Origin of the sequence: Williamsia limnetica (assembly GCF_003217475.1) — a bacterium.
GTDB classification, from domain to species: Bacteria; Actinomycetota; Actinomycetes; order Mycobacteriales; family Mycobacteriaceae; genus Williamsia; species Williamsia limnetica.
In genome coordinates, this window is the sequence record NZ_QJSP01000012.1 from 225,616 (window position 1) to 241,539 (window position 15,924).

The following is a 15,924-nucleotide window of genomic DNA, read 5'->3' on the forward strand; positions in this document are numbered from 1 at the left end:
CGATGGAGGGATCGATCGCGCCCCGCTGATTCGCTGACCCTGCACGACCCTAACGTCTCACCTACGATGGTGTGAACGACGGCGGCTCCGGCCACGACATCGCGGGGAGGCGACCATGCGTTTTGTCCTCGTGTTCAACGGAACGCGTGGTGATATCCAGCCCGCGGTTGTGCTCGGTACGGAGCTACTGCGGCGAGGGCACGACGTTGTCTTCGGTGCGCCGCCCAATCTGGTCGGGTTCGCCGCCGGAGCCGGGCTCGATGCCCGCCCGTTCGGCTACGACACCAGGGCACACATCAATTCGGACGTGATCCGCCACGGAGTCCGTACCGGTGGCCCGATCACGCGGGTCCGCGCGCTCGCCGAGATCCGCGATCACGGGTGGAACCAGATGGTCGACGAGATGTTCGAGCTCGTCGAGGATGCAGACGCGATAGTCACCGGATTCACCACGGCGCAAATTGCTTTCGCATTCGCGGAGCGAGGCGACGTGCCGTTCTTCGTCCTCCATCACGCGCCGGTGACGGAGAATCCCTACTTCTCGCCGTTCCCCGGAGCACCCCTGACGCTTCCGGCTCGTGTCAACGCAGTCAGCTGGACTGCCGTAACGGCAGCGTTCTGGATGCTGACCAGGGGGCGAGAGAACCGGCTGCGACAGCGATTGGGTCTGGGGACGGTGAAGCAGGCCCTGCCGGCGCGGATGCAGCGATACGGAGCAATAGAACTCCAGTTGTACGATCCCGTCTTCTGTCCCGACCTCGCTCGAGTGTGGGGTGAGCGTCGACCGCTCGTCGGTTTCATCGATCTTCCGCAAGGTCTACGGCGCCGCATCGGCAGCGACGCTCTGGACGCCGATACCGACTTGTGGATCGACAGTGGCGACCCTCCGATATATTTTGGTTTCGGCAGTATGCCCGTCCCCGATGCGCATTCGCTGCTGACCGCGATCGAGGAGGCTTGTCGAAAGCTGGGGCAGCGGGCGCTGGTCTGCGCCGGATGGAGCGATTTCGAAGAGATCTCGACCGATCGCATACGAGTGGTCGCGACGGTCGACCACGATCAGGTGTTCGCGCGGTGCCGGGCGGTGGTCCATCACGGCGGCGCGGGTACCACGTCCGCGGCTGTCAGGGCGGGTAAGCCGGCGCTCGTGTGCTGGCTGGGTTCGGACCAGCCTTTCTGGGGTCTGCAACTGGAGCGGTTGGGCGTAGGCGTCTCGACACCGCTCACAATGGTGGACGTCGAGGTCCTGGAGGAGAATCTCGAGGTGATTCTGCGCGCGAAATATACCGAGCGCGCGGCGGAAGTGGCGTCGCGCCTGCGCTCCGCTGAGGAGGCCACCGCCGACGCGGTGGACCTGATCGAGAACTCGGCCCGCCAGGGGCGCACGATGCGGTTGTCGGCCTGATCATGACGAGGTTGGCACCGGAAGATTTCACCTATTGGTTCCTGCATCGCGCGTTCGGGTGGTCGGTGGTGTTGCAGGTCTTGTGGACGTTCGATCGTCCGCCCTCCCGTGATGCGCTGACAGCCGTCAACGCGCGTCTGGCGGCCGGTCCCCTGAACCGGCGGGTGATCGCGTCGAGAGTGCCTTTCGCCCGACCACGCTGGGTGCACTCTGCGGTCGAACCCGAGCTGGTGCTGGACGTCCGTTCCATTGCCCACGATGAGCTCGAGAGCTGGGCCGCCGCCGAGATGAAGTCGACACCATTGCATCCCGAGCGCGGCCCGCAATGGCGGCTGCGGGGGACAGCGACCACCGATGGCGGATTCGTGTTGTCGCTGACCGCACTTCACCTCGTCGCAGACGGTAAGGCGACTGTGGGCGCTGCCGTGGCCGCGCTCGCCGGCGGGGGTGCGGATGCCCTGGGGCCCGATGTCCGCGCCGCAGGCCACGCAGCGGTCGCCGACGTGGGCGATTCGGTCCGTCAAATTGCTGCTGCCGCAACCGGGGTCGTGCGCGCAATGGTTGCCACGATCGGCCGCGACGAGGGGTCATCGCCGCCCGTCCGCCCGAACCGTCCGCCGATGGATGTCAGATCGCCTGCCGCCGACGGGCCATGGGCGATAGTCAGTGTGAGCGGCGACGACTGGCGCAAGGTCGCCGACGAGCACGGCGGGACGGCGAACAGTCTGTTCGTCGCGGTGATCTCCGGGTTGTTGCGAACGAGCGGCTATGCACCCTCTGGTCAGCCCATCAAGGTGGGCATACCCGTCAGTAACAGGACAGCAGGCGACGAGGGTGGGAACGCCACCGCGGGCGTATCGGTGTTCTTGACGGACGAGCCGCCGGCCGGCGGGGACCTCGGCCCGATCAGGCGGCAGTGCAAGGCTGCGTTCACCGCACTGGCGGAAGGCCGACGGCCGGCGATGATCCATCTGTTGCCGCTGATGTGGCTGTTGCCGACCTCGCTCATCGTGAAGGCGGTCAGCTCCGGCAGCGGAATGCCGGACGCTGTTGCGTCCAATCTGGGTGGGTTCGCCGTCGAGCTGACCGAGCTCGGCGGGGTGTCCGCATCCGGGGTCGCGTTTCGCGGGATCGCGCAGGGAGTGGATCCGGCGCTCCCGTACCGATTCGGTGAGGGCGTGCAGTCGTGGCTCCTGGAGGTCGGCGAACAACTCACGTTCTCGGTCGCGGCCTTTGACGAGACGCGATTCCCCGACAGGGCCGCGCTCCGCCGTTTGCTGACAGCAGAACTCGACGCGTGGGGACTCACCCATCGCATCTGGTGATCGCGGAGAGGGAGGAAGTATCACCATGTCTGAGGCAAGCACACACGACGACCGGGTCACCGGCGCCGACGAGTCCTATCTACTGGCAGAGGATCTCTTCGGTCTCGGCGCACCCATCCAGTTCCTGTGGGTGTTCGACAGCGACCCCGGGGCGGCGGCGCTGACCAGACTGCGCGATCAGCTGGCGTCTGGGTCGCTGAACCGTCGGGTGCACCGCACTCGGGTGCCGTTCGCCCGCGATCGGTGGGTCCGAGCCGGTGTGGTGCCGGATCTCGTCCTCGCGTCGTCCCCGATCGCCGACGACGATGTCGGGGCATGGATGGACGGGTGCGTTCGCCGATCGGCGTTGCGGCCTGTCGACGGCCACGGCTGGAAACTCGACGGAGCACCGACCACGTCCGGCGGATATGCGCTCTCTTTGCTTGTGTCACATATGATCTCGGACGGCCAGGGAATCTATGCGGCCCTTGCTGCCGCCCATGCCGGGACATCGACGAACACCTTGCCCACCGAGCAACAGGCATCCGGTTGGCCGGGAGTGCGCAGCGATCTCGTCGATGCAGTGGGGCAGGCCGTCGCCGCGACCACCTCCGTTGCAAAACTTGTCGCAGCCTTCGTGCGTCAACGCGGTGGCGGCGCCTCGAAGCAGTCCGTCTCGAAGGCATCGCACGTGGTCGAGCGCCCAGGACCCGACACCGTCCTCGCCACCGCAGACGTGGACAGAGAGCAGTGGCGCGTCCGCGCTGCTGAGCACGGCGGCACCTCGAACAGCTTGTTCACCGCGCTTCTCGGTGGTCTGGTGCAACGCTCGGGATACCCGGTCCCAGCAGCGGCGATGCGGCTGTGCATCGCGGTCAGCAGGAGAGGCGAAGGAGACGAACGCGCGAATGCCTCAGGTGGGGTGTGGATCCGGGTGCCCGGGGACATCACGCCCGAGCGCGGGCTCGGCGAGATCAGGACGCTGAGCAAGCAAGCTTTCATCGACTACGCGGACAGCGGGTCCGCAGCGGTGGCGGACAATCTGCAACCGGTTGTCCGGTTGCTGCCGAAGAAGCTGATCGGGAAGATGATGCAGTCGATACCGGGGCCTGACACGACGGTGTCGAATCTCGGGGTGGTGCCACGGTCTGCCCTCGAACTCGGAGGTGAGACCGCGACGTCCTTCGGGATCAGGGCGATCATGCAGGGCCGCCCGGCCGAGCACAGACGAATACTGGGACCTGCGGTGGCCGCATGGGCTGTGGAGTACGGCGACAAGATGACCATCACGTTCTTCGGAATACACCCGGACCACTTCGGAGACGCCGATCTGCTGCGCAAACAGATCGGGGAGGAGTTGACTGCTTGGGGCCTCGATCACCGGGTGTGGTGAGGCACAACAGATTCACTTCCAGAGGTCGGTGATGCTGACTCCGACGTCGTCGAGCAGGCTTCGCACGAGCGGGAGGCTGATCCCGATGACCGACGACGGGTCGCCGTCGATCCCATCGACGAACCAGCCTCCGAGGCCGTCGAGCGTGAACGCCCCGGCCACGGCCAGCGGTTCGCCGGTGGCAACGTAAGCGTCGATCTGCGAGTCCGTCGGGGTACTGAAACGGATGGTGGTGGTGACGGTTCGGCTCTCGCTGGCGACCACATGGCCCGCCTTGAGCCGCATCAGGCAATGGCCTGTGAGCAGCTCGGCCTCCGTGCCGCGCATCGCGTGCCACTGGGCTCGGGCGGCTGCAGGGGTGTGTGGTTTGCCCGTGAGTGCACCTGCGTGGTGCAGCATCGAATCGCAACCGACGAGCACTGTGTCGTCGCGCAGCCCTTGATCGAGCCCGGCCACCACGCTCTCGGCCTTCGCCTGGGCGAGAGCAACAACGATCTCCGCAGGTGTTGCGTGCGAGCCGATCTCGGCGATGAGGGCATCCTCATCCACGTCGGAAACGTGAACTGCGGGGTCGAGTCCGGCTGCCTGCAAGATCCGCAGCCGCGCCGGTGAGGCCGATGCCAGTATGAAACGGGTCATCGAGACCTCACCGCGCGTCCATGAGTGTCAGTAACCGAATGCGAGGTTCGGGAATACGCTCGGGCCCAGGCCGGTCGCTGCCCGCAGCCGATCAGACGGGGTACCCCACAGGTTGCGTGGTCCGGTGTCAGCCGGTGCATCCGAACCGCCGGCCGAAGCGAAAACGCCGACCAGCGCCGCGATCTCGGCATCGGACGGGTTGCCCTTCACGACCGTGAGGAATGGCTTCGCCGCTTCCATGGCCTCTGCTTGTTCTGTCATAGGGGGATGTTCCCGTGCTTCTTCGGCGGCATGTTGACGAGCTTGCGCTCGAGCAACTTGAGGGCGGTGGCGATCTGACCGCGGGTGTGCGACGGCGGGATGACCGCGTCGACATATCCGCGCTCGGCGGCAACGTAGGGGTTGACGAGGGTGTCCTCGTACTCCTGCTGCAGCTGCAGACGCAGGGCGTCCACGTCTTCACCATTCGCCGCCGCGTCCTTGAGCTTGCCGCGGTAGACGAATCCGACGGCACCCGAGGCGCCCATGACCGCGATCTGCGCGGTCGGCCAGGCCAGGTTGACGTCGGCGCCCATGTGCTTGGACCCCATCACGTCATACGCGCCGCCGTACGCCTTGCGGGTGATGACGGTGATCTTGCCGACCGTTGCCTCGCCGTACGCGTAGAGCAGTTTCGCTCCGCGGCGGATGATGCCGTTGAACTCCTGGTCGGTACCGGGCAGGAAGCCGGGCACGTCGACGAGGGTGATGATCGGGATGTTGAACGCGTCGCAGGTACGGACGAATCGCGCGGCCTTTTCCGAGGCGTTGATGTCGAGGCAGCCGGCGAACTGCGTGGGTTGGTTGGCCACCAGTCCGACGCTGCGACCGTCGACGCGACCGAAACCGATGATGATGTTCGTCGCGCGCCCGGCCTGGACCTCGAGGAACTCGTCGTCGTCGAGGATGCGGCGAATGACCTCATGCATGTCGTACGGCTGGTTGGGCGAGTCCGGGATCAGGGTGTCGAGTTCGAGATCCTCATCCGTGAGGGTGTCCTCGATGGACCCTGCTGCCGGTTCGGCGACGGGCAGTCGCGGCGGATCGGCCCGGTTGTTGCTCGGCAGGTAGCCCAGCAGTTCCTTGACGTAGTCGAGGGCGTCTTCCTCGTCGCTCGCGACGTAGTGCGCCACACCGGATTTGGCCATGTGTGTCTGCGCCCCGCCGAGGTCTTCCATCGTGACGTCTTCGCCGGTGACCGTCTTGATCACATCGGGGCCGGTGACGAACATCTGGCTGGTCTTGTCGACCATGACGACGAAGTCGGTGAGTGCGGGGGAGTAGACGTGTCCGCCGGCCGCGGCGCCCATGATCAGGGAGATCTGCGGGATGACACCCGAGGCGCGGACGTTGCGGTGGAAGATCTCGCCGTAGAGACCCAGGGAGACGACGCCCTCCTGGATGCGGGCGCCTGCACCCTCGTTGATCCCGACCAGGGGTCGGCCGGTCTTGATGGCCAGATCCATCACCTTGACGATCTTCTCGCCGTAGACCTCACCGAGGCTGCCACCGAAGACGGTGACGTCCTGGCTGAAGACGCAGACCTCGCGGCCGTCGATGGTGCCGTATCCGGTGACGACACCGTCTCCGAGCGGCCGTCGTTCGGCGAGCCCGAAATTGGTGCTGCGATGGCGCGCAAGGGCGTCGAGTTCGACAAAGGAGCCGTCGTCGAGGAGGTGGGTGATTCGCTCGCGCGCGGTGAGCTTGCCTTTTTCGTGCGTCTTCTCGACCGCTGCCTCACCGACCGGGTGCTTCGCCTCTGAGAGGCGATTGTGCAGGTCAGCAAGCTTTCCTGCGGTCGTGTGGATGTCCGGCGTCGGTTCCGCGTCCTGGGGGGCACTCGTCATGGCCTTGATGCTATCCACTGCCCTCGGTGGGGGTGCCGACCGGGCTAACCTGAGGTTTCTCTCATGTTTGTTCCGATACTCTTCGACACACATAAATTCACCGCCGCGGCTCTAGGCTGTGTCCTCATGACAGACATGCGCGCACCTTTGGATTCCGACGCACTCATGACCAGGGTGGCGGGCACCAGATGGCGGTCGATCCGCGTGGTGGAGGACACCGGTTCGACCAACGCCGACCTCGTTGCGCTGTCCGGGGCGGGTGACAGCACGGGTTCGGTTCTCATCGCCGAACACCAGAGTGCCGGCCGCGGCAGACACTCGAGGTCGTGGACGAGCCCGCCCCGCTCGCAGGTCGCCCTGTCCGTGGCCGCCGCGGCCGACACCTCGGATCAGCCGAGCGCGCTGGGGTGGCTTCCGCTCCTGACCGGGCTGGCGGTCGTCGAGGCGATCGAGGCGGTGAGTGATCTGACACCGGAACTCAAGTGGCCCAATGACGTCCTGCTCCCGGGTGACGGCGGCAGCCGCAAGGTCGCAGGGATCCTGGCGGAACTTACACACGGACCTGCAGGGCCCGTCGTCGTGATCGGGATCGGCATCAACGTCAGCTTGTCGCAGGACGAACTGCCCGTGCCCACCGCGACGTCACTGAGCCTGGCAGGCGCGGAGGTCGACAGAGCTGATCTCGCCGCAGCCCTGCTCATCGCACTCTCGCGCAGGCTCGATCAGTGGCCTGCCGATCTCGGAACCGTCGCCGGCGACTACCGCGCTGCGTCCGCGACGCTCGGGCACCGGGTCCGGGTACAACTGCCGATCGGCGACGAGATCGTCGGTGTGGCCACCGCGATCGACAGCACCGGCCGGGTGGTGGTCGACGTCGCCGGGGGTGAGCACGTCGCCGTCGCCGCCGGCGACGTCACCCACCTACGGCTGGCGGACTGATCCCGACCCGGGCGGGGCCACGAATCGTCGCTAGCGCCGTTCCATGCTCTTCGTCCCCATCGCGGGGACCAGGAACATGATCGGCAGGCCGATCACCGCGTGGATGATCGCGGTGGAGATGCCGGTGGTCCAGTCCCGAGACAGCAGCAACGGGATCAGCACGGCGGCAATGATCAGCAAGCCGACGATCCACGAGAAGAACTGATTGGGTGACGGCGTCGCCAGCTGCAGGACGTACCAGAGGGCCCCGGCGAAGAGAGCACACAGGAATGCCACGACGGCAAACCAGTACTCGTCGTTGGCCATCGGATTCCAGACACCCAATTTGCCGGTCTCGTTCACCCGCTCGATGACGAGCCTGATCAACCAGGCGACCAGCCAGGCCGCGAGACCCGTGACGATCGCGGTGGCCAGGACGCCTCCGATGAACATGGTCGGATTGACCTGCGGACGATTCGACTGGGGGCGCCGTGGTGGCTGCGCAGGCGTGGCCGCGTAGTACTGGTCAGCAGGCGGCTGCTGCGGGTACGACTGGCTGTACGCCTGTGGTTCGGGGTCGTAGCCTCTGTCGTACCGCTGGGTACGTGGTTTGTTCGGGTCGTTCGGGTACATCTCGCACCTCCCTTTTCGGGTGAGTCTACTGACCGGCGGCGCGGTGGCGCCCGAATCCTTGCCGAAGCCCCCGGGGATATCTGCATCTGGTTTGATTGCGATGCAGTGGAACCGCCCGCGCCGGACGCGGGAGGCGTGCGGCGCGAGTTGGAGGGGATTTGTCGATGGGGTATCCCGAGAGCATCCTGGCCCAGGGCGAGCGGGTGGTGTTGCACCACCACCCACATTGGAAGTGTCTGCTGGTCCCGACCTTCGTGTTCATCGTCGGTACGGCGCTCGCCGGGGTTGGCGGTGGTTACCTGTCCACCTCCGACATCAACTCCACCGCGAAGCTCGTCCTGGGGATCGTCATCGCAGTGCTCTGGCTGGGGATCGTCATCTGGTTCTTCGTTCGTCCGCTCATCAGCTGGCGTACAACCCATTTCGTGCTGACCGACCGCCGGGTGACATACCGGAACGGCATCATCACGCGCTCGGGTATCGACATCCCGGTGCAGCGCATCAACTCGGTGGAGTTCCGGCACGGACTCGTCGACCGGGTACTGCGGACCGGGACCCTGATCATCGAGTCGGCGTCTGAGGACCCTTTGGAGTTCAACGACATACCCCACGTCGAGCGGGTCCACTCCCTGCTCTATCACGAGGTGTTCGACACCCGCGACGGCAACGACTTCCGGCGCTGAGCCTTTCGTCGTCGTTTCCCTCTTTCGCCCGTTGAGCTGGCGTACGGTCAGCTCAGCCCACGACTTCGATGCCGGACGTGGGACGCGTGTGAGTCCGCTGCACACGGTCAGCTGCTCGGCGATCCAGTGTGAATGAGGGAACCAGATGCCAACCAGAAGTCGCAGAAGGCATACGACTGCCGTGATCTCCGCCTGCACGATCATCGCCTTGACTCTCGCAGGCTCGGCCTGCTCCCAATCAAGTGAATCGAGCACAGGGGAGTCCGAACAGAGCTCGGGTGAGTCTGCGGATAGCACTGGGGAGTCGCTGCAGATCGTGCTGGGTGCGCGTCCCCAGGCGTCGCAGGTGCCGCTGGTCTACGGCGTGGGCCACAACGCCGGTGACTTCGGCCTGGACATCAACGTCGAGAAGAACATCACCGAAAACGATTCGCACACCGAGGCGGTCCGCACCCTGCTCGACGGTGAGGCCCAGGTCCTGGCGACGTCGTTCTCAGCGATCCTGGATACGCGCGAGCAGGGCGAAGACGTCAAGGTCTTCTGCCCGTACGTGAGCATGGACGATTTCGTCCTGGCCGGCGCCAACGGTGTGAACACCGCCGGTCAGCTGTTCGAACCGTCGACCCGGGTCGGGATAGACAGCCCAGGCGGCGCCGGAGCCATCGTTCTCAACGCCTTGCTGAGCGGCATCGGAGAGCCGCGGGACGTGCACGAGATCCCGAATCCACAGATCATCGAGAGCTCCGGCGCCCGAACGGACGCGTGGGCCGCAGGTCAGCTCGACGCGACGGTGATTCACGACACGCAGTACGACGGTGCGGCGGGAACGGTGAACCAACCTGCGCTGATCGCCACCCTCTACGACAACGCCCCCGGGTTCATCAAGGTTGCTCAGGCTGCCCAGGCGGAATGGCTCGCGGAGAACCGTGAACTCGCCGCCACCTACTGCGCCACCACGCTGCGCGCGATGAAGGCATTGAAGAGCGACTTCTCCCGCTTTCAGGCCGCGGTCGCCGAGTACGTCGAAGATCCCCCCTCCGAGCAATCCCTCAGAGAACTGTTCGACCTCATCCAGAAGTACCCGTTCTGGACCGATGACGGCGGGCTGTCCGACGACAGCGTGGCGTTCATGATCGACATCGCAAGCGAGTCCGGCGTCCTGACCCAGCCGATGAATGCAGCCGACGTCGTCGACCGCGAGACGATGCAGCGCGCCGTCGAACTCGCGAACATGCCGATGGGATAGTCACCCGACACCGATCCCGTTTCATACCGTTCCCCGAAATCGTCCATTTCGGGCATGATCGGAGCCGCGGTTCCCTCGGGGGAAGCCGAGTACGACGAGTCCTGGGTCAGCGGGGCTAAGTTGGCATGGTGACCGAAGTCCTGCTGGCCGAAGATGACGAAGCCATCGCCGCGCCGCTTGCCCGTGCCCTGAGCCGCGAGGGATACGGCTGCGAGGTCGTGACCACCGGCACCGCAGCCCTCGAGATGGCCCGCAGCGGTCGATTCGAGCTTCTCGTCCTCGATCTCGGGCTGCCCGAGATGGACGGACTGGAGGTGTGCCGCCGCATCCGCGCCGCGCGTCCGCAGCTCGCCGTCTTGATGCTGACCGCTCGCACCGACGAGGTCGACTTCGTCGTCGGTCTCGATGCCGGCGCCGACGATTACGTCGGCAAGCCGTTCCGGTTGGCCGAGTTGCTCGCTCGCGTGCGTGCCCTGCTCCGACGCAAGCAGAGCGTCGACGTGGTCATCGAGGCCGGGGACATCCACCTCGACGCCCGCGGACGCCGGGTGCTGGTCGCGGGCGAGGATGCGACACTGGCCAACCGCGAGTTCGACCTGCTGCGATATCTGATGGAGCGCGGCGGTGAGGTCGTCAGCCGCGAAGAGATCCTGACCGAGGTCTGGGGGACCCCGGATCTGCTCTCGTCTAAGACGCTCGACATGCACATCTCCTGGCTGCGTCGCAAGATCGGCGACGACCGTCCCGGTCGCAAGAAACGGATCGTCACGGTGCGCGGCGTCGGCTTCCGTTTCGACCCCGACTAGTGCGCCGCCGAATCCTGCGGTCGATGATGGCCATGGTCATGGGCATCGGACTGCTGCTGGGTGTACCGCTGATGTTCACGGCCTGGTGGTGGGTCGACGACACCGCACACCAAGATCTCGATGACCGGCTCAAACGTGTCTCGGCCGAGCTCCTCGACCAGGAAGGGCCTGACGGATCCGTCAGCGGGGCCCTGGATCGAGACAAGTTCAGGTTGTTGGTCCCGGAGGGTGGACGCCTGGAGATCTACTTCCCGGTGGTGTCAGCAAGCGGCACCGACCAAGAAAAAGTCGATATCGGGGTGCCCTTCGACGAAGAACCCGTGACCGAATCGCTGACCCTGGGTGAAGCGGGCTCGCTGACGCTGTCGGTGCCCTCCTCGCAGGTCCGCAGCAGACAATGGGGCGCAGTCGGTGTGGTCTCTCTCGCGGTGACGACCTCGATCATCGCCGGCCTCGTGGTGGCTGCCGTGACCGCCGGGCGCCTCGCGGATCCACTGGAAGACGTTGCCGCCCGGGCAGCGCGTATGGCCCAGGGAGATTTCGCCACCGAGGGCAGGCACTACGACATCGAAGAGCTGGACCGGGTGTCGTCTGCACTCGACGCCGCGAATCGCGAGATCACCATACGTCTCGAGCGTGAGGGGCGGATCGTCGGAGAGGTCTCTCATCAGCTGCGCAGCAGGCTCACCGCCATCAGGTTACGGCTCGACGAGTTGTCCATCCACCCCGATCAGGACGTGGTGGACGAGGCGGACGCGGCGCTCGCGCAGGTCGAACGTCTCACCAGCGAGCTCGATGAGCTGATCACCGCCGCCCGCGGTGAGCAGGTGGCGCGACTCGACCCGGTGGCCGTCCCCGAGCAGGTCGATCAGGTCGTGGCCGACTATGGACAGGCCTTCGCGGTCCAGAACCGCACGCTCTCCGCGGTCGCGTCGGGAGAGTGCGCTGCGCGCGTCACCCCGACACGTCTGCGAGAGGCCCTGAGCGTGCTCGTGGACAACGCGTTGCGCCATGGTGAGGGCGACTGCCTGATCGAGACCCGCGAGCTGGCGGGAAGCGGGATGATCCGGATCTCGGTGTCGGACGAGGGCGCAGGGGTCAGCGACAAGAGCGCCCCACACGTCTTCCAGCGGGGATACTCCGAGGGCGGGTCCAGCGGGGTCGGACTACCGCTGGCGCGTGCGTTGATCGAAGCCGATGGGGGGCGCCTCGATCTGCTGCAGCGCCGGCCACCCACGTTCGCGATCGTGGTGCCGAGGCACGAAGTCGACATCGATGCCGACCAGGTGCTCCCCAGAGGCCCCGAGCCCCGTTAGTCAGACCCGATGATGGGTTGTTCTGGCGAGGGCGACCTGCGCTTTTGTTCGCCACACGACCCATTATCGAAGGGGTTCAGCTGTGGCCTAGTTCCTCATCTGCGAGTTTGTCGGACGGGGGGTGCAGCGCGGTGGAATCGGTCGCGACAACTCGCAGATCGGACTCCGGGAAGGCGAAGCGCCGCAGAGCCCAGAACCGGAACGCCATCTGCAGCAGGTTGCCGATGATGTAGCCGAGGACGAAGTCGATGATGACCAACTTGGTGACATCGACCGAGCTGCGGATGTCGAAGATGTTGTTGGCCACGAACAGAGGCGCCGCCTGCAAGACCACACCGACGCCGCTGATCGCGAAGAACAGCAGGGCCTCATGGTGCGTCTCGCGTCCGCCGCGGTTCTTGAATGCCCACTCACGGTTGAGGACGTAGCTGACGATGGTGGCGAGAACACCCGAGATGATCTTGGCGACCACGGGCTTGTTCTCGAGGATCGTCAGACTCAGCGAATAGAAGATCGCCATGTCCAAAAACATCATCGACCCACCGATGATGGCGAACTTGATGAGCTCGTGGTGCTTCATCGCCAGGCCTCGGACGGGCGCTGGGGTACGGGCCATCAGCCCGTCGATGAATGACACAAGGATGCAGTCTACGAAAAAACATCGCCGGTGAACTAATCCGGCGAGTTCTCGGCCGGGTCCCGTGTCATTCGAACACCTGTGATCGTGACAGCATGGATAGCCGTGACGAGTGATTCGACCCCAGTGCCCGCGCCGACCGTGACCACGGTGCCACCGGCGCCCGCTTCGCCTGAGGGCAGCCGGGTTGCGGCGACGTCGGGCATGCCCGTGGTGACGATGATCGGTGGGGGCCAGCTCGCCCGGATGACGCACCAGGCGGCCATCGCTTTGGGCCAGCGGTTGCGGGTACTCGCCGCGTCGGCCGACGAACCTGCAGCTCAGGTCACTCCCGACGTGGTACTCGGTTCGCACACCGACCTCGACGACCTCCGCGCTGCCGCCAGGGGCGCGCACGCCCTGACGTTCGATCACGAGCACGTTCCGGTCGCCCATCTCGAGGTTCTGGTCGCCGAGGGCGTCAAGGTGCTCCCGCCGCCGGCCGCGCTGATCTACGCACAGGACAAGCTCCGGATGCGCCGCAAGCTCTCCGAACTCGGTGCGCCGATACCCGCTTACGTCGAGCTGGGAGCCGACTCGCCGCGCGAGGCGCTCATCGAATTCGGTGAGCGACATCACTGGGACATCGTCCTCAAAACGGTCACCGGCGGCTACGACGGGCGCGGTGTGTGGCTGATCGATGACCGGGAACAGGCTTTGGCGGTGCTGGATGAGGCACCGGCAGGCGCAGCCCTGATGGCCGAGCAGAAGGTCGCCTTGCGGCGCGAGTTGTCCGCGATGGTCGGGCGCTCACCATTCGGGCAGGGGGCGGTCTGGCCGGTGGTCGAGACGGTGCAACGCAAGGGACAGTGCGCGGTGGTGATCGCACCCGCGCCGGGTCTGGACACCGAACTCGCCGAGAGCGCCCAGCGCTTGGCTCTGCGGCTGGCCGGCGAACTCGGTGTGGTGGGCGTCATGGCAGTGGAACTGTTCGAGACCATCGACGGTCGCCTGCTCGTCAACGAGCTCGCGATGCGTCCGCACAACAGTGGGCACTGGAGCATGGACGGCGCGGTCACGGGCCAGTTCGAGCAGCATCTGAGGGCGGTGCTCGACTACCCGCTCGGCGATACCTCCGTACTGGCACCCGCCACCGTGATGGCCAACATTCTCGGGGCCGAGGAAGCGCCGTCCATGTCGATGGACGAACGCCTGCACCACCTGTTCGCAAGGATCCCGCGGGCGAAGGTGCACTTGTACGGGAAAGGCGAACGGCCCGATCGCAAGATCGGTCACGTCAACGTCGTCGGCGCGCCCGGCGGCGATGTCGATGACCCGGACTACGTCGCGCAACTGCGGGAAATCGCGGAACGGGCCGCACACTGGATGTCGCACGGCGTCTGGACCGACGGATGGGATGTGCACGGTGAGTGAGAACTCGAACGGTCCGCGTGTCGGGCTGATCATGGGTAGCGATTCGGACTGGCCGACGATGGAGGCGGCCGCCGTGGCGCTGGCCGAGTTCGGGGTGCGGTTCGAGGTGGGGGTCGTCTCGGCGCACCGCACCCCGCAGCGCATGCTCGATTACGCCGCAGATGCTGCTGGGCGTGGCCTGTCGGTGATCATCGCCGGCGCGGGTGGTGCGGCGCACCTCCCGGGGATGGTGGCATCGGCGACACCGCTTCCGGTGATCGGGGTACCGGTGCCGTTGAAGTACCTCGACGGGATGGACTCGTTGCTCTCGATCGTCCAGATGCCCGCAGGCGTGCCCGTGGCAACGGTGTCGATCGGTGGGGCCCGCAACGCCGGGCTCCTCGCGGTCCGCATCCTTGCCGCCTCCGACCCGGCGTTGCGGGCCCGGATGGAACGTTTCCAGGCCGATCTGTCTGACATGGTCCTCGCGAAAGATCAAGCGCTGCAAGATAAACTGCTGGGCGGCTGACACCGGTCCTGGTCGAACTCAGCTCGCCTCGGTCAGCAGGCGGCGACGGAACAGGTCCAGGACCTGATCGAGAGCTGCCCGGGTGGGCGTTCCGGGTTCGTCGATGAGGTGCTCGGTCAAGGCGGAGTGGGGCGGCAGCGGAGACGGCGCGGCGTCGCTGTCATCGAGTTCGATGGCCACGAAGGCCTCACCGAGCTGTTCGCGCAGGAACTCGAAGCGCCTGGGCGGCGACAATTTGTCGCCCTTGAACCGGACCCCCAGCACCTGCAGCCCTGCGGCGCATCGGCCCTTCACGGTCTCGAGTTCCTCCGCCGAGATGTCGATGTTGCCGGCGAGCGCGTTCAGGGGGCGGAACGGCAGCGACGGCTGTGCGACGACCGGTGCCAGCAGGCGATCGTCGGTCGCCATCGCAAGCGCGAATCCGCCGGTGAAACACATCCCGATCGCGCCCACCCCCGGCCCACCGCACTTCTCGTGTTCTGACGCGGCGAGGGCGCGCAACCAGTTGACAACCGGCGACGACTTTCCGGTCGCGAGCACGGTGAAATCGCTGCTGATACACCTCGGCACCAGTGCCGACGCCATCGTGCGGACGTCGCCTGGCCCAGCGTGCAAGGGGTCGAGTCCGTCGACACCGAAGAGGCTCGGCAACACCGCGGTGCAGCCGATGCCTGCGACCTCGCGAGCGAAGCGAAGCACTTTGGGGGTGATCCCCGGTATCTCGGCGATGATGATCACCGCAGGACCGCTACCCAGCCGGTAGATCGTGCGCGTCTGGCCGTAGTGGGTGAAGTCTGTCTTCTCGAAATCGGCGAGTGCTTCGGCAGGCGAGGACTTAGGGCTCATGGGCGATCACCTTTCAGGCAGAATGAAGTTCGCGGCCAAGGCTAGTGCCACGTTCCGGGCAGCGGGAAGGTACGCGAACTTCAGTTACCCGCCAGTAACTAAGTTTGGACGCGGTATTACGATTGACGGCGAAGAGCCTGACTTTCCACTCGGGCGAAGAGTCCGATTTTCACTGGCGCACATGAGGAGTGTTCTGATGGCCGGCAACCCCGATTTCGATTTGTTCAAGCTCGGTGAGGAGCACGACGAGTTGCGTGCGGCGATTCGGGCGCTTTCGGAGAAGGAGATCGA

At 65.8% G+C, this 15,924-nt stretch carries 16 protein-coding genes; 10 read left to right on the plus strand and 6 right to left on the minus strand.

Annotation, left to right across the window (positions count from 1 at the left end; translation table 11 throughout):
* Nucleotides 1-115: 115 nt before the first annotated feature.
* The 3 genes from DFR67_RS20595 to DFR67_RS20605 are packed head-to-tail and all read left to right on the plus strand — an operon-like array spanning nucleotide 116 to nucleotide 4,102.
* Nucleotides 116-1,405, plus strand: coding sequence for a glycosyltransferase (locus DFR67_RS20595; RefSeq protein ID WP_110471358.1), 1,290 nt, complete (start codon nucleotides 116-118; stop codon nucleotides 1,403-1,405).
* Nucleotides 1,406-1,407: 2 nt separating this feature from the next.
* Nucleotides 1,408-2,730 (plus strand): hypothetical protein, encoded by a 1,323-nt coding sequence (locus tag DFR67_RS20600; RefSeq protein ID WP_110471359.1) that lies wholly within the window; start codon nucleotides 1,408-1,410, stop codon nucleotides 2,728-2,730.
* Between the two features lie 25 nt (nucleotides 2,731-2,755).
* Entirely contained in the window at nucleotides 2,756-4,102 is a 1,347-nt protein-coding gene (locus DFR67_RS20605) for a hypothetical protein (RefSeq protein WP_110471360.1), read from the plus strand.
* Between the two features lie 12 nt (nucleotides 4,103-4,114).
* Here DFR67_RS20605 and DFR67_RS20610 read toward each other — a convergent pair whose 3' ends face one another.
* Genes DFR67_RS20610 through DFR67_RS20620 form a run of 3 tightly spaced genes read right to left on the minus strand, consistent with a single transcriptional unit; the run spans nucleotide 4,115 to nucleotide 6,627 of the window.
* Complete coding sequence (locus DFR67_RS20610) at nucleotides 4,115-4,741, minus strand: Maf family protein (RefSeq protein ID WP_110471361.1); 627 nt, start codon at nucleotides 4,739-4,741, stop codon at nucleotides 4,115-4,117.
* Nucleotides 4,742-4,768: 27 nt separating this feature from the next.
* Nucleotides 4,769-5,002 carry an acyl-CoA carboxylase subunit epsilon gene (locus tag DFR67_RS20615; RefSeq protein ID WP_110471362.1) on the minus strand — a complete coding sequence of 78 codons (234 nt, stop codon included), beginning with the start codon at nucleotides 5,000-5,002 and terminating at the stop codon, nucleotides 4,769-4,771.
* Complete coding sequence (locus tag DFR67_RS20620; RefSeq protein WP_110471401.1) at nucleotides 4,999-6,627, minus strand: acyl-CoA carboxylase subunit beta; 1,629 nt, start codon at nucleotides 6,625-6,627, stop codon at nucleotides 4,999-5,001. Before DFR67_RS20620 ends, DFR67_RS20615 begins: the two co-directional genes overlap by 4 nt.
* Before the next feature lie 126 nt (nucleotides 6,628-6,753).
* On the opposite strand from DFR67_RS20620, the gene DFR67_RS20625 reads away from it, so the two are divergent.
* Nucleotides 6,754-7,566, plus strand: coding sequence for a biotin--[acetyl-CoA-carboxylase] ligase (locus DFR67_RS20625; RefSeq protein ID WP_245938060.1), 813 nt, complete (start codon nucleotides 6,754-6,756; stop codon nucleotides 7,564-7,566).
* A 30-nt stretch (nucleotides 7,567-7,596) separates the two neighbouring features.
* Here the strand turns inward: DFR67_RS20625 and DFR67_RS20630 are convergent, their stop codons facing one another.
* A complete protein-coding gene (locus DFR67_RS20630) occupies nucleotides 7,597-8,178 on the minus strand; it encodes a hypothetical protein (protein ID WP_110471363.1) in 582 nt (193 codons plus the stop codon).
* A 164-nt stretch (nucleotides 8,179-8,342) separates the two neighbouring features.
* Between DFR67_RS20630 and DFR67_RS20635 the strand changes: the two genes are divergently transcribed.
* The 4 genes from DFR67_RS20635 (at nucleotide 8,343) to DFR67_RS20650 (ending at nucleotide 12,229) form a co-directional block, all read left to right on the plus strand.
* Entirely contained in the window at nucleotides 8,343-8,861 is a 519-nt protein-coding gene (locus DFR67_RS20635) for a PH domain-containing protein (protein WP_110471364.1), read from the plus strand.
* A gap of 145 nt (nucleotides 8,862-9,006) precedes the next feature.
* Nucleotides 9,007-10,107, plus strand: a complete 1,101-nt coding sequence (locus tag DFR67_RS31190) for an ABC transporter substrate-binding protein (protein WP_245938061.1) — start codon at nucleotides 9,007-9,009, stop codon at nucleotides 10,105-10,107.
* A 128-nt stretch (nucleotides 10,108-10,235) separates the two neighbouring features.
* Nucleotides 10,236-10,913: a response regulator transcription factor gene (locus tag DFR67_RS20645; RefSeq protein WP_110471403.1), complete on the plus strand. Its 678-nt coding sequence runs from the start codon at nucleotides 10,236-10,238 to the stop codon at nucleotides 10,911-10,913.
* A 23-nt stretch (nucleotides 10,914-10,936) separates the two neighbouring features.
* The gene (locus DFR67_RS20650) at nucleotides 10,937-12,229 is read left to right on the plus strand and encodes a sensor histidine kinase (RefSeq protein ID WP_245938062.1); all 1,293 of its coding nucleotides are present in this window, start codon (nucleotides 10,937-10,939) and stop codon (nucleotides 12,227-12,229) included.
* Nucleotides 12,230-12,305: 76 nt separating this feature from the next.
* On the opposite strand, the gene DFR67_RS20655 is transcribed toward DFR67_RS20650, so the two are convergent.
* Nucleotides 12,306-12,866, minus strand: coding sequence for a GtrA family protein (locus DFR67_RS20655; RefSeq protein ID WP_110471366.1), 561 nt, complete (start codon nucleotides 12,864-12,866; stop codon nucleotides 12,306-12,308).
* Nucleotides 12,867-12,971: 105 nt separating this feature from the next.
* Here DFR67_RS20655 and DFR67_RS20660 point away from each other — a divergent pair, with 105 nt between their 5' ends.
* Both DFR67_RS20660 and purE read left to right on the plus strand, forming a co-directional pair.
* Nucleotides 12,972-14,279: a 5-(carboxyamino)imidazole ribonucleotide synthase gene (locus tag DFR67_RS20660; protein ID WP_425451310.1), complete on the plus strand. Its 1,308-nt coding sequence runs from the start codon at nucleotides 12,972-12,974 to the stop codon at nucleotides 14,277-14,279.
* Complete coding sequence (gene purE, locus DFR67_RS20665; protein WP_110471368.1) at nucleotides 14,263-14,787, plus strand: 5-(carboxyamino)imidazole ribonucleotide mutase; 525 nt, start codon at nucleotides 14,263-14,265, stop codon at nucleotides 14,785-14,787. Before DFR67_RS20660 ends, purE begins: the two co-directional genes overlap by 17 nt.
* Nucleotides 14,788-14,805: 18 nt before the next feature.
* Here the strand turns inward: purE and DFR67_RS20670 are convergent, their stop codons facing one another.
* On the minus strand, nucleotides 14,806-15,633 hold the full coding sequence (locus DFR67_RS20670; RefSeq protein ID WP_110471369.1) for a dienelactone hydrolase family protein: 828 nt from the start codon (nucleotides 15,631-15,633) through the stop codon (nucleotides 14,806-14,808).
* Nucleotides 15,634-15,924: the final 291 nt, after the last annotated feature.